This is a genomic window from Fodinicurvata sp. EGI_FJ10296, from assembly GCF_040712075.1.
Taxonomy (GTDB): Bacteria; Pseudomonadota; Alphaproteobacteria; order DSM-16000; family Inquilinaceae; genus JBFCVL01.
This window is the reverse complement of record NZ_JBFCVL010000008.1, coordinates 68535-94471: the sequence shown is the minus strand read 5'-3', so window position 1 is coordinate 94471 and position 25937 is coordinate 68535. Positions and strand designations below refer to the sequence as shown.

Genomic DNA, 25937 nt, shown 5'->3' with positions numbered 1-25937 from the left:
TGGGTCGAATCGGCGTCAATAAAAATTCCCGACTCGGCAGAAATGAAGCCGGAAAACGAATCCTGCCCTGTCATGAAGCCGGCTATGCGGACGAGGCGGCTGAAGGCCGGGACCTCTTGCGCGGGGGCGAGACCGGCGAGAAAATGCGATAGCGTCGAAAAGGATGAACCCATGACCCTTGAGGGCCGGAAAGAGCGTTCCACGCCTGCCTATTCCCTCGGCATCCGCGAGAACATGAGTCAGTTCATTCACCAGCTCGTGCAGGTGCTGCTGGTCGGCTTTGCCATCGGTATGATGCGGACCGTCGTTCCCGCCCTGGCCGAGAGCGAATTCGGCGTGGCCGAGGGGTCGTTCATACTGCTGACCTCGTTCGTGGTGGCTTTCGGTGTCGTCAAGGGCGTCCTGAACTTCGTTGCCGGACGGCTGTCCGAACGGATCGGCCGGCAGAACGTTCTTCTGATCGGCTGGGTCGTCGCGATTCCGATCCCCTTCATGATCTGGTTTGCGCCGGGCTGGGGCTGGATCGTGGCGGCGACGGTGCTGCTGGGTATCAATCAGGGCCTGGCATGGTCGATGACGCAGACCTCGAAGCTCGACATCACGCGGGCCGATCAGCGTGGTCTCACCCTGGGCCTGAACGAGTTCTCGGGCTATGTCGGGGTGGCGCTCGCCGGGATCGTCACCGCCTATGCGGCGAGCCTGCTTGGTCCCCGGGTGGGCCTGCTGATTTTCGGCGTGGCTGTCGTTGCCGCCGGGATCGTGCTGACCCTGCTCTGGGGCCGCGACACGCTGCCCTGGGCCAGGGCCGAGGCCGCCGCCAGCAGTCGCGCCGCTGGCGACGACGCCTTTCGCCCCCGGTATCCGCCGGGTGTGTCCGATACGCCGGGAACCTGGGAAGTGTTCGCCGTCATGTCATGGCGCGACCCCCGTCTGGCTGCGGTGTCTCAGGCAGGCCTCGTTGAGAAATTCGTCGACGCTCTGGTTTGGGTCATGTTTCCGGTGTTCCTGATCGGCCGGGACGCCAGCCTGACCGAGATTGGCTGGATCGTCGGCGTCTATGGATTCGTCTGGGGCGGGGCGCAGCTTTTCACCGGGCGGCTTTCCGATCACGTCGGGCGATTCCGGCTCAATGTGCTCGGCATGTGGATCTGTGGCGCGGGCGTGGCGCTCGTGGTGCTGGGCAGCGGCGTCCTGTGGTGGTCGCTCTCTGCCGGCATCATCGGGTTCGGGATGGCGTTGCTCTATCCCAACCTGTCGGCTGCAGTGGCCGATATTACGCCGCCAAACTGGCGTGGTTCGGCGATCGGCATATACCGGTTCTGGCGCGATCTGGGCTACGGAATCGGCGCGCTCGGCCTTGGCATCGCGGCGCATGTCGCCGGCGCGACCGAGGCGGCGTTCTGGTTTGTCGCGATCTCGATGTTTCTGTCGGGCGCCGCGCTGTGGTGGTGGGGCGAGGAAACTCATCCACGGCTGAACCCGGCGGTCAGTGGTTCTGGTGCCGGCCGCCCTTTTGATGGGAATAAGCTGCCAGCGCGACCCCGGCCGCCAGCGTGACGCCGAGCGAAACCAGACTGGCGAACCACAACGCGTCCGGCAGGGTCGCAATCGCGCCGCCCGGCCGCAGCACGGGTGACGCGGTCATGAAGGTGAACACCATCAGCAGGAACACGGCGGCGAACAGACGTTGCGCCCATGACCGGACCCATGGCCAGTTTGTGTGCTCGAACATCGTCACTACCTCTCTCCGGGGCCGATCAAGCGGATCACAAGCCGATCAATAGGCGTATTCGGTAAACACCGGATCGACCGACCCGCCCCAGGCGCCGTGGTATTTCTCCAGCAGTTCCTGCGCCGGCGTGCGGCCGGTCTCTGCGATGGTCCAGAGCGCGCTGAGGAAATGGGCCTCGGACTCGCCGAAACCGTCGATCCGGGCGCGGTTCTGCAGGCCCGTCTCGGCGATCTTCAGCGTTTCCAGGGCGATCTCGCGGACCGACCTGTCGCGGAACGGCGTCTGCAGCGCCCGGCGCGGCACCTCGGCCCGGAGATGGGCGCGTTCCTCGGCGCTCCAGTCGCGGACCAGGTCCTCAGCCGCTGACAGGGCGTCGTCGTCATAGAGAAGGCCGACCCAATAGGCGGGCAAGGCGCACAGCCGGCGCCACGGTCCGCCATCGGCGCCGCGCATCTCCAGAAACTTCTTGAGCCGGACTTCGGGGAACAGCGTGGTCAGATGGTCGCTCCAATCCGACATCAGCGGGCGCTCGCCCGGACGCTGCGGCAGCTTGCCGTCCATGAAGGCCCGGAAGCTTTCGCCCGCACAATCGATATAGCGGCCGTCGCGATAGATGAAATACATCGGGGCGTCGAGCGCATAGTCGACATAGCGCTCGAAGCCGAAACCGTCCTCGAAGACGAACGGCAGGTCGCCGCAGCGGTCTGGATCCGTGTCGGTCCAGATATGGCTGCGATAGGACATGAAATCGTTCGGGCGGCCTTCGGTAAAGGGCGAATTGGCGAAAAGAGCGGTCGCGATCGGCTGCAGCGCCAGACTGACGCGAAATTTCCGCACCATGTCGGCTTCGCTGGCGAAATCCAGGTTCACCTGGACCGTGCAGGTCCGGGTCATCATGTCGAGGCCGAGATTGCCGCGCCTGGGCATATAGCGCCCCATGATGCCGTAGCGTTCCTTGGGCATCCACGGGATTTCGTCGCGGCGCCATTTCGGTTGAAAACCAAGCCCAAGCATGCCGGCACCGATGTCGCGGTTGACGGTCCGCACCTGACGCAGATGCTCCTGCACCTCGGCGCAGGTCTGGTGAATCGTCTGCAGCGCGGCGCCGGAAAGTTCGAGCTGTCCGCCCGGTTCGAGCGTGACCGAGCCGCCGGCATCGTCCTTGAGCGCAATGGTCCGGCCGCCTTCTTCGATCGGAATCCAGCCAAAGCGGGTCATGCCCTTCAGCAGTGCTTCGATTCCGCGATCGCCGTCGAAGGGCAATGGCCGCAGCGTGTCGCGGTCGAACGCGAATTTCTCGTGCTCGGTACCGATTCGCCACCGCTCGCGCGGTTTGTTGCCGGAATCCAGATGGGCAACCAGATCATCCTTCGAGGTGACCGGTTCGGTCGAAGCAATCGGCGGGGCGGACATGGCGCCGGTCCGTAATCAGTTGAAGGGGCATAAGTTGCAAGCCGTGTCGGCTTTCGGGCGCGGGTCCTCTTATCGGAAGTCGCCGGCGACGGCCTGCCAGCAGGCAAGAGCCGTGATCGCCGCCGTTTCGGCGCGGAGGATTCGCGGCCCGAGGCCGACAGGGTGAACAAAGGGCAGTTCGGCAAGAAGGTCAAGCTCCCGCTCGGCGAAGCCGCCTTCCGGTCCCACCAGGATCGCCGCCGGCGCGCCGACTTCGCTCGCGACGGTTCCGATCGACGGCGCCTCGCGCCGGGCCGCGCAGGCCAGCAGCGGCCGCTCCCGTGGCCAGTCCCGAAGCAGATCCTCCAGGCGCCGCCCATCGTCTATTGCCGGGACATCCAGGCGTTCACACTGCTCGGCGGCTTCACGAAGATTGGCGGCGATGCGCTCGGTGTTGAGCCGCGTGACGTCGGTGTGGTCGGTGAAAACCGGTTTCAGTCGTGTGGCGCCGAGTTCCGTGGCCTTGACGATCAACACGTCCAGAGCGGCCTTCTTCAGCGGCGCGAAACACAGTGTCAAATCCGGGGAAACAGTTTGCGGTCGTCGCTGGGCACGGACTGTCAGTTGCGCGGATGTCTTCGCCAGCGCGGCGATCTCGGCCGACCACTCGCCGTCGCGTCCGTTGAACAGGGTCACCGGATCCCCGGGTTTGCCGCGAAGCACGGCGCGGAGGTAATGTGCGTGGCCGGGGTCGGTTTCGATCGTGGCGCCGGCGTCTAGCTCGGCCGCGACGAAAAGACGGCATTTGGACTTGGTCGTTTCCATGATCTCTGGGATAAGCTCCCCCCAGTGAATTCCAACCCGTGTACCTTAACCGGTGAAGGAGGGACGGTGTAAGTCAGACGATGGATGAATAACGTGAAACGGCAAGTGTGATCTACCGCCCGATGACCCGGCAAGCCCATACCGACATTCGCAAGACGCCGCTGATCGACCGTCTGACGCCGGAGGCATGGCGCGCGAGTTTGCAACCCTACATACGCCTGATGCGTCTGGACCGGCCGATCGGCACATGGCTGCTGGTGTTCCCGTGCCTGTGGTCGCTGGCGCTGTCGGGTTTGCCGGTATCCGACCCGGTCAGAGCGGTCTGGTACGGTGTGCTGTTCCTGATCGGCGGTCTGCTGATGCGCGGCGCCGGCTGCATCATAAACGATATGTGGGATCGCGATATCGACCGCAGGGTCGAGCGCACGGCTGGCCGGCCGCTTGCCAGCGGCGCGGTCTCGCTTTCCGGTGCCTTTGCGCTGCTCGGCGGGGTTCTGGGGCTGGCGCTGATCGTTCTGGTCCAGTTCAATGTGGTAGCGGTCGTGATGGCTTTGGCCGCCATGGGGCTGGTCATCGTCTATCCGCTGATGAAGCGGGTGACGTGGTGGCCGCAGGCGTTCCTCGGGCTGACCTTCAACTGGGGCGCGCTGGTCGGGTGGGCCGCCGCCGAAGGATCGCTCGCCCTGCCGCCGGTCATCCTGTATGCCGCCGGCATCGCCTGGACGCTCGCCTATGATACCATCTATGCGCATCAGGATATCGAGGACGACATCAAGGTCGGCGTGAAATCCGCAGCCCGGCGTCTCGGCGATCACAGCAAACCCATGATCGGGGTCTTCGCGGGGCTGGCATTGTCCGGTCTTGCGGCCGCCGGACTCAGTGCCGATCTTGGCGTGGTATATCTGATCGGTCTTGCGGTCGCAGGCGGGTTTCTGGCCGTGGTGATCGCCCGATGGCGCCCGGAGGACCCCCGGAGCTGCCTGACCGCCTTCAAGGCCAATGGCTGGTTCGCCGCGCTGGTACTGGTGGCGATTCTCGTTGGTGCCGCCGGTGTGGGGGGCGCCGCAGGCGCTGGTGTCGGCTGAACATGACCGCGACGGCCTTCGTGCTGGACAACACCCGGCCGCTCACCGTGGCCGAAGCACCGGATATCACGCTCTACCTGGCTGACGAAATCACGCCGCTGTGGGAAGTGACCGACAGCGCCCTGACCGAGGGCGGAGTGGCGCCGCCATACTGGGCCTTTGCCTGGCCCGGAAGCCGCGCCTTCGCGCTGCTGCTGCGTGACGATCCGGCCATCGTGGCGGGCAAGCGGGTGCTGGATGTGGCAAGCGGTTGCGGTCTGGCGGCGCTGGTCGCAGCCCGGGCCGGGGCAGCGGCGGTCAGCGCCAACGACATCGATCCTCATGCGCTGACGGCGATCCGGCTGGCGGCCGAGCTCAACGGTCTGGTGGTCAATCTGCTGGAAGGCGATCTGACGGATTGGCCGCCGGAACGGGTAACGGCCGAGGTCGTCCTGATTGGCGATGTCTGCTACGAGTTCGACACCGCCAACAGGTTCAAGGACTGGCTGAAGGCGCTTGCCCGCCTGGGCAAAGCCGTCTATCTGGCCGATCCGAGCCGAAAATTCGGCCCCGTGGCCGACGGCAGTGCCTCCGGGTTCGAGCCGGTCGTCACGTACAGTCTGGAAACGTCGCTCGATCTGGAAACGACCGTCGTCAAGCAGACGACAATCTGGCGCGCTTGTCGGGACTAGCTGGCCAGATAGGCACAAACGGCCCGGCCGCCTGCAGACTGTCGGTCATCAGAAAATCAGAGAAAGGATTCCGATTACCACAAGAAGGCCGATCAGAAAGATGATCAGGGCCGTACCGCCGATAAATTTGAACAATTCTGCGACCTCCGATTGGCGTCATGCGGCGGAGACCGTTTCGCCCTTTCGGGTCGTTCCCGCCTCCGGTCCTGCTCCTAACTGTTGCAGCGGCGCACGGTTCCGCCTCACGGTTCATCATCATGGGTGAACTGACGCGATTGAAGCGCCGACTGCATCGATTCCGATAGGCTTCGCAACAAGGCCCATTCGGTGGCCACGCGGCGCCGCGTCGCTGCCCAGAGCCGATAGGCCTCGGCATTCCGATCGCTGCCGTCGCGGTCCAGGAGCCGATGATAAAGCTCCAGACAGCGCGCCGCCGACCGTTCGATCGACAGCCGGTCTGCCGTTTCGAAAGCGCCGTTTGAAAGGCGATTGCGCTCGGCCGGCGGTTGCGCCAGAAGCCATTTCATCGCGTCGGCGAAGTCCTGCTCGCTCACGTCATCGGGAACAAGGCGGCCATTGTATTGATCGACGACGGTTTCCCGGACGCCTGTGCCGTCGATGGCGATGACCGGCAGCCGGGCGGCCATCGCTTCGACCAGGACGAGCCCCTGCGTCTCGCTCGACGATGCGAAGACGAACGCATCCATGGCGTGATAGGCGTCGGCCAGCTTTCTGCCTTCGAGCGTGCCGGTCGCATGAACACGTCCCGACAGCCCCCGCTCGCTGAAAAGGCGTTCCAGTTCAACACGGCTCGGGCCGGAGCCGACGACCAGAAAATGGGCATCGGGGTGGTTGGCGAGAACCAGGGCGACGGCTCTGGACAGGAAACCCAGATTTTTCTCCGGCGCCAGTCTTCCGACATGGCCGAATACGGGCGCATCCTCGGGAATGGCATACGCCTTGCGGAACTGCGCGCCGTCCCCGTCGGCGAAGTCCCGCACTCGAATTCCCGTCGGAACGACGTCCACCGGTGTGTGGACGCCGCGGCGGTGAAGGATCGCCGCGATGCTCTCGCTCGGCGCGATTACCTGATCGCAGAGATTGGCGTAATGGGTGGCGAGATCGATGACGAACCTTTTCAGGGGCGGCGAATCGCCGGGAACATAGTGCGTGTACTGCTCGTACATGGTGTGATGGGTAAAGACCAGCGGGCAGTCGAAATGGTGGGCGATGCGGACCGCGGTCGCGCCCAGCAGGAACGGATGGTGTGAATGGACGATCTGCGGCCGGAATTCGTCGATCTCGGATCTGACAAGGCGTGAGAACGGCAGTGCGACGGAGAAATCGCTGCCGTTGAAATGCTGAATGGCGGGCAGGCGCATGACGCCGGCTTCGTCCTCGGATTGGTTATCGAATTCCGGCGCGACGACGAGCACCCCGTGTCCCCGGTGGCGATACTCTCGGGCATAATCCGCTACCGAGCGGGCGACCCCGCTGACCAATGGGGCAAACGAATTCGTGACCATCAATATATTCATTACGCCGGCTCCAGCAGAAATCGAAGAGCGCTGCTCATGTTGACGACCGGGCGCGCGCCTTTCGCCAATGGTAGCCGTCGATCAGCAGTGATTCACGCCCTCTTGATGAACATTTGACGTGGAATTTGGGTCCATTGTGGGAAATTCCGGCAAGCGCCGCTGCCGTCGGGCGCAATGCGCGGTCAGAACCGATAGCGTACCGACAGCCACACACGTGGATGCTGACGGTCATCAGAGACGGCATCGTCGCTCCCGATCTGCCAGGCGACGGCGGCGTCTGCTTCGATGCCGCTTTCGTGGGTTGCCCGGATGCCAAAGCCGGCGCCCGCCAGGCTGCGGGGGCTCCCCGAACCCAGGCCCGTGCTGTGGCCGAAATCGGCGAACAGGTACGGTGCAAGAGTCTCCATGGTATAACGCAACTCGGTCCGCCCGAGGATTCCGGCACTGGCCGATGCTTCGCCCGCCGGGTGACTGCGGACGGCGTTCGGTCCGCCGAGGGAGAAGCTCTCCGATCCATCCAGGTCATCGCCGGCCTGAAATCGGACGGAACCCTGCAGCGAGAACCGGCCGGGCAGGTGCTGCAGCCGTGCCACTCTGCCGTTCAGTTTGAGGAAGGCCCCGCCGTCGCGTCCCGGCAGCTTGTTGTCGATGACGCCGCCGGTCGCGGACAGGCCGCCGTAGGTGACGCCGCCGCCCGCCATCCGGTCGCGCCGATCGAAAGTCAATCCCAGCGTTCCGGTATAGGCGTCCTTGCGGTCGAAAGTGCGACCGAAGAGCTGGTCCTCCAGGACCTTGTAGCGTGCTTCTGCCGAAACCGTCAGATTGCCGGACTGGCGCCGGATGACGGGATGGCTCAGCCCCAACGAGCCAACGGTCGCGGTGCCGGTGAATCCGCTGAATGTGTCGCCCAGCCGATATTCGGTGCGGGCGAACCCGGCCGACGCCCTGAGGCCCGAGATCCCTACCGGCACACTATAGTCGAGACTCCCGAGCCAAAGGTCTTCGTCGGTATAGACGGCCGAAAAGGCGATTTCGTCGCCAACCATCAATAGCCTGTTGGCGGTCAGTGCGATGCGTGCCCGATGGGGACCCGAATAGCGGTTGCCGTAATTGTCGGCGGAGACAACGGCGGCCCAGCGGCGGCCGGGTTCGACCTCGACCTCCAGATCGCCGGTACCCGGTGACTGGCCGGGCCGCAGCACCGGCGCGATATCCATTCCCGGCAGGTCGTCGAGAATCCGCGTTGCCCGCTCCAGGCCGGTTTCGGCAATGACGGCGCCCGGTCTCAGGCCGTCCAGATAACGTTGGGCCGCGCGGGCGAGCGCCGCGTCGTCCCCGGTGGCGCGTACCTGCCCATACCGGCCTTCAACGACCTCGATCGTCAGGCTGCCGTCGCCGATTTCCTGTGGTGGCAGCATCGCACGAACGAACGGATAGCCGTTGTCGCGGTAATGGGCGGCAATCTGGCCGGCCAGGGCTTGCAGGCCCGCAAGCTCGTATCGCCGATGCTGATAGCCTTCCAGTTCCGCCAGCAGCGTCTGGTCGTCGAAGACGCTATTGCCGGCGATCGAGATCGAGGTGATTGCAATTCGCGCCCGGTCGGTGGACTGGCCTGCTGGAGAGGTGGGCGCGTGAGAGTCGGGGGGGCTGGAATCGGGGGTTTGATGGTCGTCGATTTCAGATTCAGGGTGGGCTGGTTCCGTTTGCAGTCCGTCGCGCAGCAGTGTTCCGGCGTCGGGCCGCGCCTGCAGCGGTTGGGCGGAAGCGGACATCGCCAGAGATCCGGCCGCGACCAGTGCCATGCCGGACGCCGCCAGCCCCCCGAGTGGGCGGATTCGGCGGCCAAAACCATTCTGACTCATTCGACGGCTCCGGCTGGGCGGTGGTCCGATAGCAGCGTTCCAGTACAGGAATACAAGGGGTCTGCCGATGGATATTCGCCCCTAGGTGTTGTTGGGTTGCAATGATGATCGCACGGCGGCCGCCCCCTCCGTGCTGTTGAGCATAATTTTCCTCAAATTAAACTAATATGCGAATCCTTTGCCTTATTGCAATGCCCGATTGCGCGGCCACCCCGAAGGTGGATGCCGGCGAACGCGGCGCTTGCCCGCAGAACCGCTCTCAGGTAAGTCTGGGCCTGTCGCGGTTCCGCCATTGGGACGGATTAATAGGGAACACGGTGCGGATTACCCATCAGGGGACAATGCCGTGGCTGCCCTCGCAACTGTGAGCGGTGAGTGCCGCTGCCAACGCCACTGGCCGATCGAGCCGGGAAGGCGGCAGCGCCACGTTCGAACCGCAAGCCAGGAGACCTGCCGCGACCCAGGACCATTGCGCCGGACGAGGGGTTCCGGCAGGGGGCAGTAATGACTCGCGAATCGACATTCGTGGCCGATGGCTTTGTGTGGCCCTCTCCTGACAGGAGAGAGGGAAATGCAGCCTGACGCCATAATCTATACAATCAACGAACTTCACCTGAATTCAGCACAACAGCGCCGACTCGCCGCGTCCATCGATGCCGCCGGGGGGCCGCCATGGCGGCTGGTCCGACTGCAGGGGACCGGGCAGGCGCTGGGCCGGGTGCTGGACGACGTTGCAGCGGAGGGCCACGGTGTCATCCTGGTCCAGCCGCTGGGCCTGCCGTTCTCCCAAAGTCTGGCCGCATGGCTGCCAGGCGCACTCGCACACTGGCTGCAGGAGCGGGAGCACAGGGCGGACCGCTGTCCCCGGGTACTGCTTGGCGACGATCAGAGTGGCAGCGAGGCCGTCATGGCCGGCGTCATAAGCGACGTCGCGACCGCTGGCGAAACGGCAAGGCGGATCGATCCCGCCGAAGCACGGCTTGGCAAGCCCGGCTGGCAGGAGCCACCGGCGTTCAAGCATCACCTGCTGGTGTGCTCGGGCCCGCGCTGCCATTTTCGCGATGCCGCTGATCTCCGCACGATGCTGAAGGAGGCGCTGATAGCGGCTGGTGCCGACCGGGACTGCCTGCTTGCAACGACCGGCTGTCTTTTTCCCTGCAATCGGGGCCCTATCGTGGCCGTTTATCCGCGCGGCGAGTGGTATCGTCTGCCTGATCAGCAATCGGTGGAACGGTTCGTTTCGCGGGTTCTGGTGGCGGGAGAGTCGCTGGACGATCTTCTGATCCATACAGTGCCGCCGCCGGAGCCAGCCGCGCAGCCGCCAGAGACGGGACGGGCGGCGATCCGGGCGGCGACACCGGCGACACCGGCGACAGTGCCGGTCCGGTGATCCAGCCGACACCCGAACAATTCATTTTCATTCTTCAATCGAATGCTGACGGAGATACCTTCCATGTCCTCAGGTTCCATGGCCGGGTTGGCCGCTATCGGTGCCGGCGCTCTCACCATTGCCATCTCTGCCGCCGTGCCCGCCGACGCGCAGGAAACCGACTACCCGGTCACCATCCAGAACGGCGATCATACCTTGATCATCGACGCACCGCCGGAACGGGCGGTCAGCCTCAACGGCCATACGACCGAGCTGATGCTGACGCTCGGTCTCGGCGACCGGATGGTCGGCACCGCCTATATGAACTATCCCGTACTTGAACCGCTCGAAGCCGCCTATGACGAAGTCCCGGTGCTTTCCGACGGTACCGGCTATCCATCGCTGGAAGTCCTGCTCGGGGCCGGCGCCGACTTTACCTATGGCCGCGACAGTGCCTATCGCGACACGGCTGTCGGTTCGGTCGAGCGCCTCGGTGCTGTCGGCATAAACGCCTATGTCGTCAAGGGCACCGTGATCCACGGCGCGACGATGGACGACGTATACGAGGATATCCGAAATCTGGGACTGATATTCGATGTTCAGCCGCGCGCGACGGCGCTGATCGACAGCATCGAAGGAGAAATCAGCGCGGTGCAGGCAACGCTCGCCGAGGTAGCGGACCCCGTCGACGTTCTGGTTTACGACAGCGGTCATGACGGCATCTACACTACCGGACAGGCGCTTCAGACCGCGTTGATCGAGCTTGCCGGCGGCCGCAACATTTTCGACGACATCGATGACACCTGGGCCATGGTGAGCTGGGAAGAGGCTGTCGTGCGCAATCCGGAGGTCATCGTAATCAACGACTATGGCGAGACCAGCGCCGAAGCCAAGATCGCCATGCTCAAGGACCGCCCGGCATTGGCGAGTATTCCCGCCATAGAAAACGACCGCTTCGTTGTGCTGCCGCTTCCCGGCGCATTCGAAGGCGTGCGCAATGCCGATGCAGTGCGCACCCTTGCCGAGGGCTTCTATCCGGACCTGTTCCGGTGACCGCAGGAACGGCGGCAGCACCGACAACGGCGGCACAGACACCGGCAGCGGGGCGCCCGGCGTGGGCGCGTGTCCAGACTGTCCCGATCTCGTTCGTCGTGCCGGCGCTCGCCGCTGTGTTGTTTCTGTCGATCACACTGGCGGTCACGATCGGGCCGGTCCAGGTACCGATGACAACGGTCTGGCGGATCGCGCTGGCCAGGATCACCGGCGAAGCAGGCGACTGGAGCACGGCCGAGGCCAACATCGTCATGATGCTGCGCTTGCCGCGTGTGCTGCTGGCGGCGGTGGTCGGCGCCGGATTGGCGGCGGTCGGGGTCGCGATGCAGGCCGTGGTGCGCAACCCGCTGGCCGACCCCTATATTCTGGGCATCTCATCCGGGGCTTCGGTGGGTGCGGTGGCCGTGCTGGGTCTGGGCTGGCTTTCGGCGCTGGGGCTCTACGGGGTTTCCGTCGGTGCTTTTCTGGGCGCGATTGCCGCTTTCGTCCTCGTTTTTCTGGTGGCGAATGCCGGTGGCCAGATGTCGCCGCTGCGGCTGATCCTGGCGGGTATGGCGTGTTCCTATACACTTGCCGGCCTGACCAGTCTGATCGTGTTGACATCGGACAACCGCGAACTGGCGCGGGCGGCGATGGAGTGGCTGCTGGGCAGTCTCGGCGGCGCCCGATGGGCCGATCTGGGACTGCCAGCCATTGTTCTGATCGCCGGGACCATCTATCTGCGATTTTCGGCGCGATCGCTGAACGCCCTGCTGATGGGCGACGAGACGGCGGCGACGCTGGGGGTCGACGTCCACAGCCTGCGGCGGGTCCTTTTCGTCGTCCTGTCGCTGCTGACCGGAATCATGGTCGCGGTCAGCGGTGCGATCGGGTTCGTCGGCCTCGTCATCCCGCACATGGCGCGCATGCTGGTAGGGTCGGATCATCGGCGCGTGGTGCCGGTGGCAATTCTGGTCGGGGCGATCTTCCTGGTCTGGGTCGATGTCGGCGCGCGGATGGTATTCGCGCCGGTCGAATTGCCGGTCGGTGTCATCACGGCGCTGCTCGGCGGGCCGTTCTTCATCTGGATGCTCGCCACGCGCCGCTGGCAGCCAAAGGGGACGTCATGAGCCGCGTCTCTGCTCAGAATATCTCCATCGACATCGACGGTCAGCGGATCGTCGACGCCGTCGATCTCGACGTCGAGTCCGGCACCTTCGTCGGATTGGTCGGTCCCAACGGCAGCGGCAAATCGAGCCTGCTGCGCACGATCTATCGTGTATTGAAGCCGCGCACCGGCCGAGTGACCGTTGATGGCGAGGATATCTGGGCCCTCAGCGCCCGGGAAACTGCCCAGCGCGTGGCCGTCGTCGCACAGGAACGCATGGGCGAATTCGATTTCACCGTCGGGGAACTGGTTCTCATGGGGCGGCATCCCCACCAGGGGATGTTCGACTCAGACACGGCCGAGGATCAGCAGATCGTTGATCGCTGTCTTGATCTCGTCAGTATGCACGACCGGCGGCACCGGCAATTCATGAGTCTGTCCGGGGGTGAGAAGCAGCGCGTGCTGATGGCGCGGGCCCTGGCGCAGCGCGCCCGGTTCATGGTCCTGGATGAACCGACCAATCACCTGGATATCCGCTATCAGCTCGATCTTCTGGGGCTGATACGGCGTCTGGACGTGACCGCGCTGGCGGCGCTGCACGATTTGAACCTGGCGGCGCGCTATTGCGACCGGATCGTCATGCTCAGCGACGGTCGGGTCGTGGCCGCCGGGACGCCGACGGAAGTGCTTACCGCCGAGCGAATCGCCGAGGTTTACGAGGTCGGGGCCGACGTGATCGCCGGGGGCGACGGCGTGCCGCAGATCCGGTTTTTCCCGCTCGCGGCTACGGCCTGATTCCGGCCGGGGGCGGCAAGCGGTTCAGGAGTCCGGAGAGACATCATCGGGCGGCTGATCATAGAGGATCACGTTCAACAGCGAGCTGTGCACTTCGATCCCGCCATTGTACGAAATCAGGCCGAGCTTCCTGAATTTGTTCATGAAATAGCTGACCCGCGCCCGTGTCGTTCCGATCATCTGGGCCAGCGTCTCCTGGCTGATCTTCGCGATGACCGGCTCGGGCTTTCCTTCCTGGCCGAATTTCGCGAGTAGCAGCAGTGTCCGGGCCAGGCGCTTTTCGCTGGAATTGAAGAGCTGATCGACGAGGTCCGCCTCGACCCGGGCCGCCCGGCCAAGCAGATGGGCGGTGAACAGTTCCGAGACCGCCGGATCGTTCCGGATCAGGCGAAGAATGGTCTCCTTCTCGATGCGGGTTACGACGGCTTCGGTCATGGCGCGGGCCGTAGCGATGCGCTGATGCTGCCCGGCGAGACAGCCTTCGCCGAAGAAATCGTCCCGGCCGAGCATGGCGACCACGGCTTCCTTGCCCTGTTCCGACACGACGCTGATCTTGATCTGTCCCTGCTGGATGAAATAGACCGCATCGCAGGCGTCCCCCTGAGAAAAGACGGTCTCGTCCTTTCGATAGTCGGCAACGCTGCGGCCGTCCCCCACCTTGGCAAGAAACGTTTTGGCATCGAAATCCCGGCCAGGGTCTGTCGGCATGGTCGTCGATCCTTTCAATCCGGCTGCTCGGATGCTAATAAGTTGCCGGTCTGGGGAAAGTGTTCAATATTGCTCAGACATCTCCGCGCGCCCGTGGTTTGTTCCCGCTCCCGAATCCGCGATTTCGGCTTTCCGACCATTGGGATTCGGTTTTGGCATACTGCAGGATGGGTAGGTTCACACCGCACACCCTACGCTCCCTTATCATACCATGGTCATACTATGGTGACAGTATGCAGCGTCGTCCCTGCAAACCTTGACGAGTGGCCGATCGCCGGTTCTGCAGTAGCAAGCCGGTCGGTGCGGTCACTGAGGAAACCGTGAATGTCTGAACAAGTGTCGAGTGACCAGGTAGCGCCCGACCCCCGTCAACTCATCCGTGCCCTTGCCCCCTATCGGGTTTCCAGCAACACCCGCAGCCTCGTCGAACTGGCGATCACCTTCATACCCTTCGTGCTTTTATGGGCGCTCATGTGGGCCGCCCTGGATGCGGGGTACTGGGCAGGCTTTCTGCTGACGATACCGGCAGCCGGCTTTCTGGTGCGCCTGTTCATGATCCAGCATGACTGCGGGCACGGCTCCTTTTTCCGGAACCGACGGGCCAACGACTGGGTTGGCCGGATCATCGGCGTCCTGACACTGACACCATATGATTTCTGGCGGCGGTCGCATGCCCTGCATCATGCGAATTCCGGCAATCTGGATCACCGGGGCATCGGGGATATCGATACCCTGACGGTGCGCGAGTACGAGGCCCGTACGCCTCTGCGGCGACTTTACTATCGGCTTTACCGGCATCCGTTCGTCATGTTCGGCATCGGACCGGCCTATCTCTTCGTGTTCAGCCACCGGCTGCCGACAGGCTCGATGAACAGCGATCGGCGTGTGCTGATAAGCGCGATGACAACCAATGCATCGATCGCCCTGCTGGCGGGGGCGGTCATGTGGTTCGGCGGGGCGGCGACCTTCCTGATGGTTCAGGTGCCGATCACGCTGCTCGCCGCCTCCATCGGCGTCTGGCTGTTCTATGTTCAGCACCAGTTCGAGGAGACGTTCTGGGAGCACGACGAGAACTGGCGTTTTCATGACGCCGCGCTGCATGGCAGTTCCTACTACGAACTGCCGGGCATTCTACGGTGGTTCACGGCCAATATCGGCGTCCACCACGTCCACCACCTGTCGAGCCGGATTCCGTATTACCGTCTTCCCGACGTCATGCGCGATCACGCCGAACTGCGCTCGATCGGCCGCCTTACCATGATGGAGAGCTTCCGGTGCGTCCGGCTCGTGCTTTGGGACGAGGATGAGCGCCGTCTGGTGTCGTTCCGGGAGGCGCATGCGCGATCGGATCCAAAAAACCACACCTCTGTCAAACCGGAGACGGCCTGACGGGTGCTCCGGTCACATCAGTGCCCGAGCGGAAGGGGGACGGCGGCGGCACGGTGGTGGAGATGCGGAAGTCGGTATGCTAGCGTCACCTTTGACTTTCGCAGATACAGGCGTCCCCTTGTCCCGGCAAAGATTCCATTTCATTCGTCATGCACAGTCCATGCACAACGCTCTGGCCGAGTCGTCGATCGGCGATCCGATGGTCCGCGATGCGCCGCTGACCGATCTCGGTCACGAGCAGGCACGGGCGTTGCAGGAACGCTTCTGCGGCGTCGATGATATTGAACTCGTCGTCATCTCTCCCCTTACGCGGGCGATTCAGACAGCACTCTGTGCCTTCGATGGTCACTCGGCGCCGAAACTGATCATCGATACGCATCGGGAGTATCTGGACAATTACTGCGACGTCGGCCGGGCGCCTGCCGAACTTGCGGCCGAGTTCGGGATGCTGGCGTTCGATCATCTGCCGAATCCCTGGTGGTATGTCGATTCCGCAAGCACGGCCCCCTATGAGAAAGAGCCGCAGGATGTCTACGCCCGGCGAATCGAGGCGTTCGCGCTCTGGCTCAAGGCGCGGCCCGAGCAGCGCATCGCCGTAGTCGGCCACGGCAACTTTCTGTACCGGTTGACCGGGCATGTGTTCGCAAATACCGAAGTGCTCGTCGGAGAACTCTGACGGGATCCTTCAGTTCCAATGGATTTGATTTAAAAAGTAGTTGTAAAATTTGATGGCCGCGTGCGAGTGTTCGCCGTGATGGGCAGCACGCTTCCACAATGACGAGAACAAGGAGGTATTGCCCGACCCGGAACGCGGCAGTCCTCCCATGAAAAAAACGACCTTTGTGTCTCGGTTCCTTCTGGCGGGGTCTGCGATGGCGCTCGCCCTGGCCGCCGTCGGCAGTACCCGGAATGCCGACGCAGCCCCCGGCGATGGGGTATGCGCAGACCGGACGTCTGGCGGCCCGGATCAAGTCGTTTCAGTGATCATTTCCCACGACCATTCTGTTTGGGACGAGGCGTTTGCATTCTGCCAATCTCTTTCCGCCGATGACGTGGCCTCCGGTACGATCCGGAATTCAGCCGAATTGCGCTTGGTTGCCAAGGCCCGGACAATCGACGATGCTGCCCAGTTATTCAACGTCCGGTCATTGCACCAGTATGCGCACTCGGAAACCGGTCTGAGCCTGAGCGCATTGCTGAATAATGGCGTGATCGGTGTGGAGACAACCTCCGTCAGCAGTTCAGTCGCGACGAGAAGCGGCCCGATCGGGTTCGCGCGCGCACGGGCAATCGCCGGCGCCGCGGGCATTCATGCCATTCGCCAACTCTCTCTTTCGGAAAGCGGGGATAGTATTGCCATCCTCGACAACCGTGGCGTCGTTCGGGCCGTGAATGCGGGATCGGCCACGGCCGGGGCAGAAGCGACCACTGCCCGGGCGGTGGCGGCATCGTTGCATGGGGGAATCCGGGGTACGCGCCAGAGAGTCGAGAGCGAAAACGGCGACAGCCTCGCGCAGCTGGACAACACCGGCACTGTCGAGACGCAGATCATTGCCGACGCCGCCGCCGATGCCAGGGGGCTTGGCGGTTCGGACGACGAGGTGACTGGTAGGGCCCGTTCGTTGATCGCTGCGAGCAGCGGGATCAATCAGGTAGCCGCAACCGGGCAGGTAGCCGCAACCGGGGCCGGCGACAGTATTGCCAATGTCGACAACAGCGGCCGTGTGGCTGCCGGGGCGACGGCCGGGTCGGATGCGGCGGCCACCGACGGCGATCTTTCTACGGCGACCGCGATCGCGACCATTCGGGAATTCGGCGGTATTGCCCAGCGGGCGGAATCACTCGACGCCCACGGACTTGCGGTTGTCTCGAACAGCGGCCGTGTCGAGGTGGAACTCGACAGCCGGGCACAGGCCCTGGCCGGGGGCGCCGACGCCGAAGCAACCGCAGCGGCGATTTCCAGACGGATTTTCGGTATCGGTCAATCGTCCCTGTCCGAGGACGGCGATACGTTCGCCGCCATCGACAATGCCGGCCTGGCGTCGGTCCGGGTCTCGGCCATGGCCGACGCCAGAACCCAGGCAGATGCCGAGTTTTCGGGCGCGCAATCGGTCGCCACAATTTTCGATGCCTGGGCCCTTGCGCAATTGTCGGAGTCTGAAAACGGCGACAGCGTCGGATCCGTGGTCAATTCCGGGTCGCTCGCTCTCGACCTTTCCGCCGTGGCGCGGTCCCTGGTAAGGGGCGACGATGCCGGCTCGGCAACGGGCGCTGTTGTCTCCTCCAGTGCGGGCATCCGGCAGGAAGCCTCTACCGAAACAGGCAGGGCCGTGGCCGTCGCAGAGAATAGCGGCCGGCTGACCGTTCGTGCCGATCTCGACGCGCAGGCAACGGCCCAATCCGACGCCGTCACGGACGGCGCACTGGCTGCAGCCGGAGCCGACGCCATCTTCGGCATCGACCAGATCGCCGATTCGTCGAACGGGGCTTCGGCAACCCTCGACAACAGCGGCATTCTTTTCGTCGAAGGCCGGGCCCGAGCCGAGACGGATGGGGCGTTCGGCGGCGCCATGGCGGCCGCGGCGGATGCAGAAGTGTATGGTATCAACCAGGACGCGTTTGGCGACGGTGTCTCGATACGCGGCGCCAACTCCGGCCGGATGACGATCGCTGCGTCGTCGCGGGCGATCTCCGAAGGTCCAGCAATCGCCGTGGCCGGCGCCACGGGCGTCCGGCAATCCATGGGCACCGGCACGGCCCGGTTCCTCAACAGCGGTTTCCTGTCCGTCAGCGCCGATGCTGAGAGCTCGACGACCGGGGCGGCGAACGCCGTGGCAGCGGCGCGCGGTATTGTCGTCGAAGGCGATGCGGCCGATGCGGACAGTGACATCGGAAATACCGGTGAATTGTGGGTCGAAGCCCGCGCGGCGGACGGCGGGGGCGCGGCACAGGGCATCCATATCGATCTGGACTTGTTTGCTGGCGAGATCCGAAACGAAGGCGCGGGCGCAAGTCTGTTAACCCTTGCCGAGGGGGCGACCACGGAGTCGGTCGCCATCGGCTTTGCCGACGACACGGAGATCGGTGCCGGTACGATGATCGTAAACGACAGTGCACGCTTGATCGCCGGACGATCCGACGGACCGGGCGAAGCGGTGCGTCATGGCATCGCGATAACCCTGATCGATTCTGACGGCGACCCGCTTCCCGGCGCGCCCGCCACGATCAGGCTGATGGGGTCCGAGGGTCCGGCAACGATCTTCGGCAAGATCAATATCCGGCCGCAGGACCGTATCGAGGTCACCAATGGGCTGACGCAGTTCGGCGGCGTGGTGAACAATCCGGTAAGGCGGGGCACGATGGCCATCGGCGATGGTGGTGCGTTCCTTCTGTCGTTGGACGACGTCAACGGTGCGTCGCAAATCAATGTCGACCGTTTCGAGCAGGGTCCCGACGGCACCGTGATATTCGAGATCGCACCGGCGGCCGGCAGCGCCGCTGCCGGTCCGCCGGGCAATGTCATCGGCCAGATCAACGCCAATACCGTCTCGCTGGACGGCGCCGCTCAGATCAGACCCCGCGCCGGTTTGTATGGCAACGTCGTCAGCTATCAGAACGTCGTTACCGCCACCGGTGCCCTGACCGGGCGCTGGCAGTCGATCACCTCAGCGACGCCGTTGCTTGTCGCCCGCGATAACAGGGGCGGCCGATCGGCTGGAAACCTTATCCTGAGTCTGGATCGTGTCGGATTCGACGCGGTCGATGGCCTGACCCGCAACCAGCGGGCCGCGGGCCAGGGGCTGGAGGGCAGCTACGGCCAACTGCTGTCCGGGGCGAACGCCGCCTCGGACTATGCGGCATTGGTGGCGGGCCTGTTCGAACTCGATGCCGACCAGTACCGCGAGGCGATCGACGATTTGCATGGGTCGCAGTATGCGCAGGGCATGTACTCGATCGCGACGTCGCTGGACCTGCTTGCCGGTGCGGCGGCCAACCGTCTGGATCGCGGGCCGCTGACAGCGACCCCGCCTGGCGACGAGGCGCGGGACGACAGCGGTAGCACGACCGCAACCAGCCGCGACGGGCTCAGCGCCATGTGGATCGCGCCCCAGGGGTCGTGGGCCGAGATCGATGGCGATGTCGAGGCGCCCGGCTTCGATCACGCCCGCTTCGGGCTGCAAGCCGGCGTGGAGCATCAATTCACCCCGTCGATCCGGGCCGGATTTGTTGGTGGGTACTATTCGGCGGATCTGGATTTCATCGATGACGGCGGGTCGCTGTCCTATGACGGCCCTCAGTTGGGCATTTTCGGGCAGATGGATCTCGGCGCCAGCTATCTGCGCGCCATGGCGGGCTATGGCAGCTATCGGGGCAGTGCGCATCGCGCGATCGATGCCGGGCAGGCAGAAGGCGTCCTGACGGGCGAATTCGATGCCGATGCCTGGTCGGTCGGCGCCGAGGCCGGTCACGAGCTGGCGCTGACCGCGACGACGATCACCACCCCCTATGCCGGGCTGAGCTTTGCCAGCGGCCGGTATCAGGCGTTCGAGGAACGGGACGCGGGCACCGGGGCGGCACTGCGCATCAGCGGTGGCTCGGAGCGTCTGACATCGGATATCGGTCTCCGGATCGAGGAACGGGTCGACTGGGGCAACGGCCAGAGCCTGCGGGCGTCGGGGCGTGTCGCCTGGCTGCGCGACCTCAACGGCGATCCCGACAGCTTCGATGCCGCCTTCGCCGCCATGCCCGGCAGCGGGTTCGCGGTGCGCGGATCTGAACGCTCGCCCGATACGGCGGCATTCGACCTGGATCTGACCTGGAGATGGGAAGGAATCGCGGATATCGGCGCCAGCTATCGCGGCCGCTTCAACGCCGAAGAGACCGACCACGGCCTTTCGGCGCAGGCAACACTGCGGTTCTGACGGCGCTGTTCAGTTTACAGGGACCGCCACGGTGTCGACGGCGGCGCGGACGAGGTCGGGGCGGGTGATGCCCTTCAGTCCTGCCTCGGCGCCGGGAATAATACGGTGGGCCATCACGGGAACGGCCAGATCCTTGACGTCGTCCGGGATCACATAGCCGCGCCCGCGGATGGCGGCCAGCGCCTGGCAGGCGGTATAAAGCCTTTGGGCGGCGCGCGGGCTGGCACCAAGGCGTATGGCGGGATGCTCGCGGGTGGCGCGCACGACGCGGACCAGATAGCGGCGGATGGTTTCCTCGACCCGCACATACCGGCAGAGTTCGCGCAGGCGCAGCAGCGTTTCCCCCGTCATCACCGGCGACAGGCCGTCCAGCGGGTTGGTGCGTTCGAATCTCAGGATGATCTCTTCTTCCTCCTCCTCGGTCGGGTAACCGTGGCCGAGTGTAACGAGGAAGCGGTCGAGCTGGGCTTCGGGCAGCGGGAACGTGCCTTCCTGTTCCGCCGGGTTCTGGGTTGCCATGACCAGGAACGGGCGGGGCAGCGTGTGTGTGGTGTCGTCGACCGTCACCTGGCGCTCCTCCATTGCTTCCAGCAGGCAGGCCTGGGTGCGGGGTGTCGCGCGGTTGATTTCGTCGGCGAGCACGATGTTTGCGATCACCGGGCCGGGGCGGAATTTGAACGCGCCGTCGCGCTGATCGTAGACATTGATGCCGGTCACGTCGGACGGCAGCAGATCGGGCGTGAACTGGATGCGCTTGAAGCTGCCGTCCAGGCACCGGGCCACGGCCTTGGCCAGCAGGGTCTTGCCCATGCCGGGAATATCTTCCAGTGCCACATGCCCCTCGCATAGCAGGGCAACGACCACCAGCGTGATGGTGTCGCGCCGGCCGACGATGACCTGGCCAACGGCATCGATCAGTTGGTGCGCCGCGGGTTTCACGGCCGCCGCGGCGTCCTCGCCGGTCGGCATTTCGGCGGCGGCTCGGTGCGTCAGGTCATCGGCGTCGGGCATCGTCTTGGTCCATATTGGTTGGCTGGCCGGATGGCTGGTCAGTTGGCGGGGAATCGGGGCGATAGGGTACCTTGTCGAGGGAGCGCCGGATCTTCTTCCACAGACGATCAAGACGGGCGCTCGGATGCCGGGTGACGGCGCCATAGCGATCGGCCATGAAACGCCGGGTCAGCACATGCATGTCGCCGCCGGTGCCGGGCCAGGTGCCCTTCATCCGGCCGGCATATTCCAGCGGCGTTTCGCTGGCCCGCCGGGGCCAACCGCGTGCCGTCAGTCGGGCCAGGAGCGTTCGATACAAGCGCCGCTCGGCCGTCGGCCGTTCGCTGCGCGTCCAGCCGAACGTGAGCCGTTGGCGCCAGCGCCGCGCCCACGCCGCAAGCCCCTCGATCAGTGCCGCACATATGGCCAGGAATGTGGCACCGAAGCGGCGTCGGGATCGGTCATAGGCCAATCCCGGCGTGCGCTGGATCCGCTGGCGCAGCCAAGCGATCAGGTCGCGCAGATTGACCAGCAGCATCAAGGCGATCATTACGGCGAAGCCGCCGAAGAACATAATGCCGAACAGCGTGCGCATCCAGGCCATGGGTTGAAAGACCGGCGCCTGTGGTTCGGGTCGGCCTGACATTGGCGCCGCGTCCGGCGGCGGCAGGTCCATCGGTTCGGTGTCGGGGTCCGGGAACAACGATAGAAACCAGATAACAACGGCTACGACGGCCGACCACAACCGGGCGAGCAGGTCGAGCCCGGCCTGCAGCACCGCCGGGTTGAGGGCGACCATGACCGCGCCGGCGAAAATCAGCACCAGCGCCAGGCCCAGAATGGCGCCGGCGGGGTCGCGGCGGCGACCGTCGCGGCTGCCCGCCCGCGTGTGCCAGAGCGCCAGAAGCCCGGTGCAGACGAAGACGACGGTCACCGCCACAGCGCCGGGCAGGTCGATGCCGCGCAGTGCCGCCAGCCCGTGGACGGCAAGCAGGGCGGCCAGCCCGATCTGGAAGCCCAATCCGACGACATAGCCGTCGATCTGCCGGCCGGCGAGCATGGTGCCGCGAACCCAGCAGAAACCGACAATGGCCGCGATGGCAATGGAGCGATGGGCCGCGCGGTCGTCAGCCAGCCACGATCCGATCGATCCGAGCCGCAGCGATGCCGGGGCGGTGAGATCGGGAACCAGCAAGGCGATGGCGCCGGACGCCACAACTGCGTATGCCAGGGTGGTAGCGGCGACGCGCCAGACCGGGCGGTTCAGGCGGTCGATCTGCCCACTGGCCGCGGTCGCCACCGGATAAGCCAGTACCACGGCGGCAAGCATCGTGTGAGGCGTGCCGGTAATGAAGCCGTCCGTCAAAAGGGCGACGGCGGCGATCCAGGCCATTTCCATTGCGATGAACAGCGCCAGCCCGATCATGCGGCCACTCCGTTGCCGGTATCGAGCGACAGTTGGCGGACCGGAAACGAGACCGCCGGGATAGTGCCGTCACCGGTCCGGAGCAGCACGACCGGTCGTCCGCGGCGATTGATCGCGTCCAGCCGGGCAAGGGCCGCGATCGGCAGCGTGTCGGCGATCACCGCCAGCGTCGCACCGGCGCCGAATCGCCCGACGCGTTCATCCAGAAACGCGGCCAGCGGTTCGGTCGGTCGGCGCTGCAGGCGGGCCAGGGCCTCCAGCAGCATCATTTCGCGGTCGGCTTCGCGGCCGGGCGGGATCAGGATCGCGCCCCGGTCGGGTGCCTGATGGCCGTTGGAATAGAGCCCGACGGCGCGTCGGCGGCCGAGTTCGCGATGCGCCAGCGAGGCCGCTGCGCTTACGCCGATCTCGAAGGCGCGATCGGCCTCCGGACCGGCGAAGCCGTCGGCTGCCAGCAGCACCACCGTTTCCAGCGCGACGGTCGGCTCGAACACCGTCGCCTGAAGCTGGCCGGTACGTGCCGACGCTTTCCAGTGAATCGCCTTGAACGGCGTTTCCGGCCCATATTCGCGAATGCCCATGGGGCGGCTGGGATCTTCGAACAGTCGGCGCGGGTCGCGCGTGTTGCCCAGCGGATGGCGCGCAGGCAGGCCCAGATCGCCCAGTGCCTGAATGCGCGGATAGACAATAACGGCGTCGTCGCCGGTCGTGGTGCGGCTGCGCACGAACAGGCCGAATACGTCGGCGCTGGCGACTTCCAGACCCGGCAGCGGATACCAGCCGCGCTTGTGGCACGCGAACCTGCGGGTCAAGGTCGCCGTCTGATACCACCCCAGAGGTGTCTCCACCGTCAGTCGCCGCGTCTCGGCCGTCGGACCGTCGGTCAGGGCAGGATCGGGGCCAGTGTCGTCCTTGCCGGGGATCGGGGCGGGCGAGAGCGCGCGCGGCAGGATCTGTTCCGCGCGCACCCAACTGAGCGGCAACGGCTTGGCGTTGTCCAGAGTGATTGTCAGCGTGACAGTGTCGCCGGGAAACGCGCGCCGGCCGGAGAGGCTGCGTTCGGCGGTAAGGCCGGTCAGTGCCAGGGCGGCCCAGCCGCGGGCGATCAGACCGGTACCGGCGACCAGCGCCCCCAGCAGTGTCACCGCCGTCATGCCATACCAGGCCCCGGCCAGCGTCAGCGCTGCCAGAACGCCGATACCGGGCCAGCCGAAAAGCGCCAGCCGGGCGCCCGGAGAGATACGCCGGTCGCTACCGGAAGAGGCGATCGGGTCCGTCACGAGGCGGACTTCTCCAGATCGGCCGACGCCGGTACCATGGTCAGAAAAACGGTCAGACCGATGATCATTGCCCCGGTGGGAATGGCGGCAAGCGCGAGCACGGTGTTCTGGCCCATGATCCCGGCGATCACCAGTGCGACCGAGCCCAGACCCATCTGCAGGAAACCCAGCAATGCCGAGGCCGAGCCGGCGATATGCGGAAACGGTGTCAGCGCACCGGCCATCGCGCCCGGCATCGACAGGCCGATACCGAGCGTCAACATCATCATCGGCGTGATCATCGATACGACCGTAACGATTCCGGTGGCGACGGCGCCGACCAGGAGGGCGCAGCCGAGACACGAACAGCCGGCGCCGATCAGCACCATCCTGCGCATGCCCCATCGGCCGGATTGCCGCCGCGCGATCGTCGCCCCGGCGAAATAAGCGCTGGTCGTCAGCAGGGTCAGCCAGCCGTAATTGGCGGTATGGACGCCCAGCACATCGATGAACACGAATGGACCGACCGCGGCGAACAGGAACAATCCGGCCAGCATGCAGGCGTTGATGACGGCGAAGCCGACGAATTGCGGCGTCACCAGCATGGTGGCGAAATTTCCGGCCATGCGTGTGGGGTCCAGGGCGCCGGGGTCCTTGTGGACATTGGTTTCAGGCAGCGACCGATAAGTCAGCGCGGCAAGCAGCAGGCCGCATAACGTGTGGAAAACGAAAATCGCCCGCCAATCGAGCCAGGCGGTCAGATAGCCGCCCAGGATCGGGCCGATTGCCGGCGCGATGGTCAGCGCCATGCCGATCGCGGCCATGACCCGCGCGGCGGCCGCGCCGTCGAACAGGTCGCGCACGATGGCACGCGCGATGACCGCACCGGCGCACACCCCGATTGCCTGAACGAACCGGGCCGCGATCAGCCATCCGATGCTCGGTGCCAGGGCCGCGGCCAGGCTGCCGGTGACGAAAATGGCCAGCCCTGCCATCAACACCGGCTTGCGTCCGAACCGGTCCGACAGCGGGCCGTGGACCAGCTGGGCGACAGCAAAGGCGATCAGATAGATCGTCAGCGTCAGCTGGACCATGCCCACGGTCGTGTCCAGTGTCCGGGCCAGAGCCGGCATCGCCGGGGCGTACATGGACATGGAAATCGGGCCGAGGGCCGTGAACAGTGTCGTCAACGCCGTGATGCCGCCCACTGTCAGACCGTGGCGCGACAAAAGGTCCTGATCCGCCGCCGATGCGGCGTCGCGATCGGACCGGGTCCCCGGGGTCATCGGCCGGCTGCCTTCTCGCGCCCAGCATGCTGGGTTCTGGCTCGGGACAGATTGCTGCGGATATGGTCGGCGACGCGGGTGAAACGCTCGACTTCCTCCGGCTCCAGGCCGTCCAGCGCCTCGGAGCGCACGATGCCGGCGATTTCCGCCATTCTCGCCAGATGCGGTTGCGCATGGGCCGTGAGCGACAGCCTGTGAACCCGCCGGTCGTCGGGGTCCGGCGATCTTACCACCAGTTCGGCCGCGACCAACCGATCCACCAGCCGGGTGACCGTCACCGGATCGACTTCAAGCAGGCAGGCCAGTTCGGCCTGGCTGATGCCGTCATTACGATCGAGATTGGCCAGCACGGACCATTGGGCGCGGCTGAGGCTGCCGGGGCCGGCCTTGCGCTCGAACGACAACCGCATCAGCCGGGCGATGTCGTTCAGCAGGAACCCGATGCCAGGTGAATCCGACATTGCTTATTCCAATATTATTAGCGAGCTACTAATTAGCAGGCCAATAACTGGCATCGAATGTCGCTTTCGGCAAGCGGTCGATTCCGC

Annotated in this window: 21 protein-coding genes and 1 riboswitch; of the genes, 10 read left to right on the top strand and 11 right to left on the bottom strand. The window is 65.0% G+C overall.

Annotation, left to right across the window (positions count from 1 at the left end; genetic code table 11):
- Positions 1–171 precede the first annotated feature (171 nt).
- Complete coding sequence (locus tag ABZ728_RS17685; RefSeq protein ID WP_366657567.1) at positions 172–1557, top strand: MFS transporter; 1386 nt, start codon at positions 172–174, stop codon at positions 1555–1557.
- Here ABZ728_RS17685 and ABZ728_RS17680 read toward each other — a convergent pair.
- The 3 genes from ABZ728_RS17680 to ABZ728_RS17670 all read right to left on the bottom strand — a co-directional run bounded on the left by ABZ728_RS17680 (position 1487) and on the right by ABZ728_RS17670 (position 3949).
- Positions 1487–1738: a hypothetical protein gene (locus tag ABZ728_RS17680; RefSeq protein ID WP_366657566.1), complete on the bottom strand. Its 252-nt coding sequence runs from the start codon at positions 1736–1738 to the stop codon at positions 1487–1489. The two genes, ABZ728_RS17685 and ABZ728_RS17680, sit on opposite strands and share 71 nt — an antisense overlap.
- A gap of 39 nt (positions 1739–1777) precedes the next feature.
- Positions 1778–3145, bottom strand: a complete 1368-nt coding sequence (locus ABZ728_RS17675; RefSeq protein ID WP_366657565.1) for a glutamate--cysteine ligase — start codon at positions 3143–3145, stop codon at positions 1778–1780.
- 69 nt (positions 3146–3214) lie between these two features.
- Positions 3215–3949: a 16S rRNA (uracil(1498)-N(3))-methyltransferase gene (locus tag ABZ728_RS17670; protein WP_366657564.1), complete on the bottom strand. Its 735-nt coding sequence runs from the start codon at positions 3947–3949 to the stop codon at positions 3215–3217.
- A 122-nt stretch (positions 3950–4071) separates the two neighbouring features.
- Between ABZ728_RS17670 and ubiA the strand changes: the two genes are divergently transcribed.
- Both ubiA and ABZ728_RS17660 read left to right on the top strand, forming a co-directional pair.
- Entirely contained in the window at positions 4072–5034 is a 963-nt protein-coding gene (gene ubiA / locus ABZ728_RS17665; RefSeq protein WP_366657563.1) for a 4-hydroxybenzoate octaprenyltransferase, read from the top strand.
- A 2-nt stretch (positions 5035–5036) separates the two neighbouring features.
- Positions 5037–5705 carry a methyltransferase domain-containing protein gene (locus ABZ728_RS17660; RefSeq protein ID WP_366657562.1) on the top strand — a complete coding sequence of 223 codons (669 nt, stop codon included), beginning with the start codon at positions 5037–5039 and terminating at the stop codon, positions 5703–5705.
- Between the two features lie 242 nt (positions 5706–5947).
- On the opposite strand, the gene ABZ728_RS17655 is transcribed toward ABZ728_RS17660, so the two are convergent.
- Both ABZ728_RS17655 and ABZ728_RS17650 read right to left on the bottom strand, forming a co-directional pair.
- The gene (locus tag ABZ728_RS17655) at positions 5948–7231 is read right to left on the bottom strand and encodes a glycosyltransferase (RefSeq protein ID WP_366657561.1); all 1284 of its coding nucleotides are present in this window, start codon (positions 7229–7231) and stop codon (positions 5948–5950) included.
- 194 nt (positions 7232–7425) lie between these two features.
- A complete protein-coding gene (locus ABZ728_RS17650; protein WP_366657560.1) occupies positions 7426–9105 on the bottom strand; it encodes a ShlB/FhaC/HecB family hemolysin secretion/activation protein in 1680 nt (559 codons plus the stop codon).
- A gap of 264 nt (positions 9106–9369) precedes the next feature.
- Positions 9370–9578, top strand: a riboswitch (cobalamin riboswitch).
- Between the two features lie 98 nt (positions 9579–9676).
- Here ABZ728_RS17650 and ABZ728_RS17645 point away from each other — a divergent pair.
- From ABZ728_RS17645 to ABZ728_RS17630, 4 genes are all read left to right on the top strand, one after another.
- Positions 9677–10495 carry a (2Fe-2S) ferredoxin domain-containing protein gene (locus ABZ728_RS17645; RefSeq protein WP_366657559.1) on the top strand — a complete coding sequence of 273 codons (819 nt, stop codon included), beginning with the start codon at positions 9677–9679 and terminating at the stop codon, positions 10493–10495.
- A gap of 63 nt (positions 10496–10558) precedes the next feature.
- Positions 10559–11527, top strand: coding sequence for an ABC transporter substrate-binding protein (locus ABZ728_RS17640; RefSeq protein ID WP_366657558.1), 969 nt, complete (start codon positions 10559–10561; stop codon positions 11525–11527).
- On the top strand, positions 11524–12636 hold the full coding sequence (locus ABZ728_RS17635) for an iron ABC transporter permease (protein ID WP_366657557.1): 1113 nt from the start codon (positions 11524–11526) through the stop codon (positions 12634–12636). Before ABZ728_RS17640 ends, ABZ728_RS17635 begins: the two co-directional genes overlap by 4 nt.
- A complete protein-coding gene (locus ABZ728_RS17630; RefSeq protein ID WP_366657556.1) occupies positions 12633–13409 on the top strand; it encodes an ABC transporter ATP-binding protein in 777 nt (258 codons plus the stop codon). The genes ABZ728_RS17635 and ABZ728_RS17630 overlap by 4 nt, the downstream gene beginning before the upstream one ends.
- A 24-nt stretch (positions 13410–13433) precedes the next feature.
- Here ABZ728_RS17630 and ABZ728_RS17625 read toward each other — a convergent pair whose 3' ends face one another.
- Positions 13434–14117 (bottom strand): Crp/Fnr family transcriptional regulator, encoded by a 684-nt coding sequence (locus tag ABZ728_RS17625; RefSeq protein WP_366657555.1) that lies wholly within the window; start codon positions 14115–14117, stop codon positions 13434–13436.
- Between the two features lie 324 nt (positions 14118–14441).
- On the opposite strand from ABZ728_RS17625, the gene ABZ728_RS17620 reads away from it, so the two are divergent.
- The 3 genes from ABZ728_RS17620 to ABZ728_RS17610 all read left to right on the top strand — a co-directional run bounded on the left by ABZ728_RS17620 (position 14442) and on the right by ABZ728_RS17610 (position 20428).
- The gene (locus ABZ728_RS17620) at positions 14442–15506 is read left to right on the top strand and encodes a fatty acid desaturase (RefSeq protein ID WP_366657554.1); all 1065 of its coding nucleotides are present in this window, start codon (positions 14442–14444) and stop codon (positions 15504–15506) included.
- Positions 15421–16182 (top strand): histidine phosphatase family protein, encoded by a 762-nt coding sequence (locus ABZ728_RS17615; protein WP_366657553.1) that lies wholly within the window; start codon positions 15421–15423, stop codon positions 16180–16182. The genes ABZ728_RS17620 and ABZ728_RS17615 overlap by 86 nt, the downstream gene beginning before the upstream one ends.
- Positions 16183–16330: 148 nt before the next feature.
- Positions 16331–20428 (top strand): autotransporter outer membrane beta-barrel domain-containing protein, encoded by a 4098-nt coding sequence (locus ABZ728_RS17610; protein WP_366657552.1) that lies wholly within the window; start codon positions 16331–16333, stop codon positions 20426–20428.
- A gap of 9 nt (positions 20429–20437) precedes the next feature.
- Here ABZ728_RS17610 and ABZ728_RS17605 read toward each other — a convergent pair whose 3' ends face one another.
- The 5 genes from ABZ728_RS17605 to ABZ728_RS17585 are packed head-to-tail and all read right to left on the bottom strand — an operon-like array spanning position 20438 to position 25850.
- The gene (locus ABZ728_RS17605; RefSeq protein ID WP_366657551.1) at positions 20438–21439 is read right to left on the bottom strand and encodes a MoxR family ATPase; all 1002 of its coding nucleotides are present in this window, start codon (positions 21437–21439) and stop codon (positions 20438–20440) included.
- Entirely contained in the window at positions 21423–22844 is a 1422-nt protein-coding gene (locus ABZ728_RS17600; protein ID WP_366657550.1) for a DUF4129 domain-containing protein, read from the bottom strand. Before ABZ728_RS17600 ends, ABZ728_RS17605 begins: the two co-directional genes overlap by 17 nt.
- On the bottom strand, positions 22841–24124 hold the full coding sequence (locus tag ABZ728_RS17595; protein ID WP_366657549.1) for a DUF58 domain-containing protein: 1284 nt from the start codon (positions 24122–24124) through the stop codon (positions 22841–22843). Before ABZ728_RS17595 ends, ABZ728_RS17600 begins: the two co-directional genes overlap by 4 nt.
- Positions 24121–25389: a multidrug effflux MFS transporter gene (locus ABZ728_RS17590; protein ID WP_366657548.1), complete on the bottom strand. Its 1269-nt coding sequence runs from the start codon at positions 25387–25389 to the stop codon at positions 24121–24123. The genes ABZ728_RS17595 and ABZ728_RS17590 overlap by 4 nt, the downstream gene beginning before the upstream one ends.
- Entirely contained in the window at positions 25386–25850 is a 465-nt protein-coding gene (locus ABZ728_RS17585; RefSeq protein ID WP_366657547.1) for a MarR family transcriptional regulator, read from the bottom strand. Before ABZ728_RS17585 ends, ABZ728_RS17590 begins: the two co-directional genes overlap by 4 nt.
- Between the last annotated feature and the right edge of the window lie 87 nt (positions 25851–25937).

Bases quoted from the DNA above. Each gene is read 5' to 3' on its own strand.
- ABZ728_RS17640 (WP_366657558.1), top strand. From the start codon at position 10,559: ATGTCCTCAGGTTCCATGGCCGGGTTGGCCGCTATCGGTGCCGGCGCT.
- ABZ728_RS17645 (WP_366657559.1), top strand. From the start codon at position 9,677: ATGCAGCCTGACGCCATAATCTATACAATCAACGAACTTCACCTGAAT.
- ABZ728_RS17620 (WP_366657554.1), top strand. From the start codon at position 14,442: ATGTCTGAACAAGTGTCGAGTGACCAGGTAGCGCCCGACCCCCGTCAA.
- ubiA (WP_366657563.1), top strand. From the start codon at position 4,072: ATGACCCGGCAAGCCCATACCGACATTCGCAAGACGCCGCTGATCGAC.
- ABZ728_RS17650 (WP_366657560.1), bottom strand. From the start codon at position 9,105: ATGAGTCAGAATGGTTTTGGCCGCCGAATCCGCCCACTCGGGGGGCTG.
- ABZ728_RS17670 (WP_366657564.1), bottom strand. From the start codon at position 3,949: ATGGAAACGACCAAGTCCAAATGCCGTCTTTTCGTCGCGGCCGAGCTA.
- ABZ728_RS17675 (WP_366657565.1), bottom strand. From the start codon at position 3,145: ATGTCCGCCCCGCCGATTGCTTCGACCGAACCGGTCACCTCGAAGGAT.
- ABZ728_RS17625 (WP_366657555.1), bottom strand. From the start codon at position 14,117: ATGCCGACAGACCCTGGCCGGGATTTCGATGCCAAAACGTTTCTTGCC.
- ABZ728_RS17685 (WP_366657567.1), top strand. From the start codon at position 172: ATGACCCTTGAGGGCCGGAAAGAGCGTTCCACGCCTGCCTATTCCCTC.
- ABZ728_RS17630 (WP_366657556.1), top strand. From the start codon at position 12,633: ATGAGCCGCGTCTCTGCTCAGAATATCTCCATCGACATCGACGGTCAG.
- ABZ728_RS17655 (WP_366657561.1), bottom strand. From the start codon at position 7,231: ATGGTCACGAATTCGTTTGCCCCATTGGTCAGCGGGGTCGCCCGCTCG.
- ABZ728_RS17605 (WP_366657551.1), bottom strand. From the start codon at position 21,439: ATGCCCGACGCCGATGACCTGACGCACCGAGCCGCCGCCGAAATGCCG.
- ABZ728_RS17615 (WP_366657553.1), top strand. From the start codon at position 15,421: ATGAGCGCCGTCTGGTGTCGTTCCGGGAGGCGCATGCGCGATCGGATC.
- ABZ728_RS17590 (WP_366657548.1), bottom strand. From the start codon at position 25,389: ATGACCCCGGGGACCCGGTCCGATCGCGACGCCGCATCGGCGGCGGAT.
- ABZ728_RS17660 (WP_366657562.1), top strand. From the start codon at position 5,037: ATGACCGCGACGGCCTTCGTGCTGGACAACACCCGGCCGCTCACCGTG.
- ABZ728_RS17600 (WP_366657550.1), bottom strand. From the start codon at position 22,844: ATGATCGGGCTGGCGCTGTTCATCGCAATGGAAATGGCCTGGATCGCC.
- ABZ728_RS17585 (WP_366657547.1), bottom strand. From the start codon at position 25,850: ATGTCGGATTCACCTGGCATCGGGTTCCTGCTGAACGACATCGCCCGG.
- ABZ728_RS17610 (WP_366657552.1), top strand. From the start codon at position 16,331: ATGAAAAAAACGACCTTTGTGTCTCGGTTCCTTCTGGCGGGGTCTGCG.